Origin of the sequence: Paenibacillus ihuae (assembly GCF_001368795.1) — a bacterium.
In the GTDB taxonomy this organism is placed as follows: Bacteria; Bacillota; Bacilli; order Paenibacillales; family Paenibacillaceae; genus Paenibacillus_AQ; species Paenibacillus_AQ ihuae.
On sequence record NZ_LN831198.1, the window covers coordinates 3,674,028 to 3,677,221 of the forward strand.

Consider the following 3,194-nt stretch of genomic DNA (forward strand, 5'->3'; position numbering starts at 1 on the left):
TGGAGGTTCCGGCATGGGCCAGTTCCAGCAGCATGGTATTGTCGAGCGGTTTCAGGAAACGTGCATTTACTACACCCACCTGAATACCTTCCCGCTTAAGCACCTCTGCTGCTTCTTCCGCCACCTGAACCATCGGGCCGCAGGCCAGCACCGCATAATCATCACCGGGCCGCAGCCGCTCCCAGGAACCGATCGGCAGAACACGCAATTCGGGATCCAGCGCCACGCCGGTTCCGTCAATCCGCGGATACCGGTAGGCAATCGGCCCGTCATTATATTCCAGCGCCGTCTTCATCATATGGCGAAGCTCGTTCTCATCCTTAGGCATCATCATGACCATATTCGGAATATGGCGCATAAAGGCAATATCGTATACCCCTTGATGAGTCTCGCCGTCAGCGCCGACAAAGCCTGCCCGGTCAATCGCGAACATAACATTGGCGTTATGGCGGCAGATGTCATGGACGATCTGATCGTAGGCCCGCTGCATAAAGGTTGAGTAGACGGCGTACACCGGCTTCATCCCCTCCATGGCGAGTGCTGCGCAGAGTGTCGCGGCATGCTGCTCGGCAATACCGACATCGATCATCCGGTCAGGGAATTCCTTGGCGAACGGAAACAGTCCGGATCCGCCCGGCATTGCCGGAGTTACAGCAATCAGCCGTTTGTCCTCATGGCCCAGTTCAATTAGCGTCTGCCCGAATACTTCCGTGTACATCGGATTGCCGACAGCCTTAAGGGACTGGCCGGACTCGATTTTGTAAGGAGAAATCGCATGTGATTTGTAGAAATCGGTTTCAGCCGGTTTGTACCCTTTGCCCTTGGTAGTGAGCACATGCACCAGAACAGGTCCGGATACATTGTCCGCCTGATGGAAGGTTTCGATCATTTTCTCAATATCATGGCCGTCCACCGGACCCAGGTAAGTGAAGCCCAGTTCTTCAAAGAGTACACCGGGAACCATCATATATTTAAGGCTGTCCTTCAGCTTCTCGGCTGTCTTGGCCAGCTTCCCGCCAATTGCCGGAATTCTTCTCAGCAGTCCTTCAACCTCATCTTTCGCACGCAGATAATGGCGGTCCGAACGGATTTTGCTCAAATAATTATGCATTGCCCCTACATTGGGAGCGATGGACATTTCATTATCATTCAGAATGACCATCAGCTTGCGGCGTTCATGGCCAATATGATTCAATGCTTCAAAGGCCATCCCGCCGGTCAGGGCACCATCGCCGATTACAGCGATAACTTTGTTGTCCTCGCCCTTAAGGTCACGTGCCATCGCCATACCCATGGCTGCAGACAAGGAGGTGCTGCTGTGTCCGGCTTCCCAGACATCATGCTCGCTCTCCGAACGTTTCACAAAGCCGCAAAGTCCGTCTTTCTTGCGAAGCGTGTCAAAGCGGTCCTGGCGGCCGGTCAGAATTTTGTGGACATAAGCCTGGTGTCCTACGTCATATATCATTTTGTCCCGGGGACTGTCATAGCAGTAATGCAGGGCCAGTGTTAGCTCCACTACCCCCAGGTTGGATCCGAGGTGCCCGCCGGTTACAGTAAGCTTCTCAATCAGAAACCTACGGATCTCCTCTGCCAGAGTGTCCAGCTCAGGCACCGACAATGTTTTCAGTTGCTCCGGATCATTTATATTTGGAAGCAGCACGAGTCTTCCCCGCTTTCCTAGATGTTGTAAAATATAAACCCCATTATAACACAAACGAAACGGCTGTCGAAACACAGCCGCTTCCGAATTTTCCCTAATGATCTCTGGACATTAGATAGGAGGCAATTTCCAGCAGGCGCGAATTGTCCGGAAAACCGCCTTCAAGCACCGCACTGCGGGCCGCTTCCGTCAACCGTTTCACCTCAGCCTGCGAGGCTTCCAGCCCGATAAAATACGGGTAGGTTACCTTCTGCTGCTTGATGTCGCTGCCTGTCTTCTTGCCGAGCTTGCCTTCATCTCCAACCAGATCAAGAATATCATCCTGCACCTGGAAGGCCAGGCCAATCTGTGTGCCGAATTCGCGCAGCGCTTCCAGCTGCCCGGCATCTGCTCCGGCAATCCTGCCGCCGGCAAGCAGCGAGAATACGATCAGATCCCCGGTCTTATGACGATGGATATATTGCAGCTGCTCCAGATCGGTAAGGCCCTGCTCACCCTCCATATCGGCCACCTGCCCGCCGACCATGCCGCGGGGACCGGCCATTTCCGCCAGATCCTCTACGATGGAGAGCGCCTGCTCTGCAGGGACACCGTGCCGGCGGGAAGCCTGCACCACACTATAAAAGGCATGTGTCAGCAGTGCATCTCCGGCCAGGATGGCAGTAGCTTCGCCGAACACCTTATGATTCGTGAGCTTGCCCCGCCGGTAATCATCATTATCCATGGCCGGCAGATCATCATGAATCAGAGAGTAGGTATGCACCATCTCAATCGCTGCTGCCACCGGCAATGCGGCCTCCCGGCTGCCTCCGAGCGCTTCACAGGCAGCGATAACCAGCAGGGGACGAAGTCGCTTGCCTCCGGCCTGCAGGGAATAATCCATCGCTTCTTTTAGGTGGCCGGGCACATTCCAGTCCGCCGGAAGCGTTGTCTCCAGTTCCTGCATAACAGCTGCAGAGACCCCGGTGATATAATCCGGAAGCGTCTGGCGTACGCCTTCTGCAGCGTTCATCTCCAGATTATGCTCAGACCGGCTCATCGCTGTCCCCTTCCAGCCGCGCGCCGAAAGGCTTCTTGCGCAGCTCCCCGTCCATCTCTGTGATCATTTCAATCTTGCGTTCTACCTGCTCCAGCTTACTGCCGCAGAGCTGCGACAGCTTCATTCCCTGCTGAAACAAGTCGATGGCCTTCTCCAGGGGAACGTCGCCGTGCTCAAGCTCACGTACGATTTCCTCCAGCCGCCCCATTGCACCTTCAAAATCAAGCTCCGCTTCCATCGTCATCGTCTTTGCCATCCTCCTTCATTCCCCAGACCTGGCAGCTTAGCTGTCCGTCATTCAGCTTTATGTTGACCACATCGCCGAGCTCTACTTCCTTCAGCGATTTGATTAAATGCTCTTCCTTCTCGTCGTACACGAGGCTGTAGCCCCGTGACATCACCTTCAGCGGGCTGAGTGCGTCGAGATGGCGCAGCTCCGCCACATAGCGCGAGCGCTTGTCCTGCAGGCGCGCCTGCATCGCACCCGCCAGCTGA

The 3,194-nt window shown here is 55.3% G+C and carries 4 protein-coding genes; all 4 read right to left on the reverse strand.

Translation table 11 applies throughout. The features are described from left to right. Positions 1–1,660, reverse strand: a 1,660-nt coding sequence (gene dxs, locus AQR02_RS16935; RefSeq protein ID WP_082451879.1) for a 1-deoxy-D-xylulose-5-phosphate synthase, incomplete at its 3' end; no start/stop codon positions are given. A gap of 94 nt (positions 1,661–1,754) precedes the next feature. After that, positions 1,755–2,606, reverse strand: coding sequence for a polyprenyl synthetase family protein (locus AQR02_RS16940; RefSeq protein ID WP_425340015.1), 852 nt, complete (start codon positions 2,604–2,606; stop codon positions 1,755–1,757). Positions 2,607–2,685: 79 nt separating this feature from the next. Beyond that, complete coding sequence (gene xseB / locus AQR02_RS16945) at positions 2,686–2,943, reverse strand: exodeoxyribonuclease VII small subunit (RefSeq protein ID WP_054941490.1); 258 nt, start codon at positions 2,941–2,943, stop codon at positions 2,686–2,688. Next, a partial coding sequence (locus AQR02_RS34415; protein ID WP_280818632.1) for an exodeoxyribonuclease VII large subunit occupies positions 2,921–3,194 on the reverse strand: 274 nt, incomplete at its 5' end. The genes xseB and AQR02_RS34415, both read right to left, overlap by 23 nt.

Bases quoted from the DNA above. Each gene is read 5' to 3' on its own strand.
- xseB (WP_054941490.1), bottom strand. From the start codon at position 2,943: ATGACGATGGAAGCGGAGCTTGATTTTGAAGGTGCAATGGGGCGGCTG.
- AQR02_RS16940 (WP_425340015.1), bottom strand. From the start codon at position 2,606: ATGCAGGAACTGGAGACAACGCTTCCGGCGGACTGGAATGTGCCCGGC.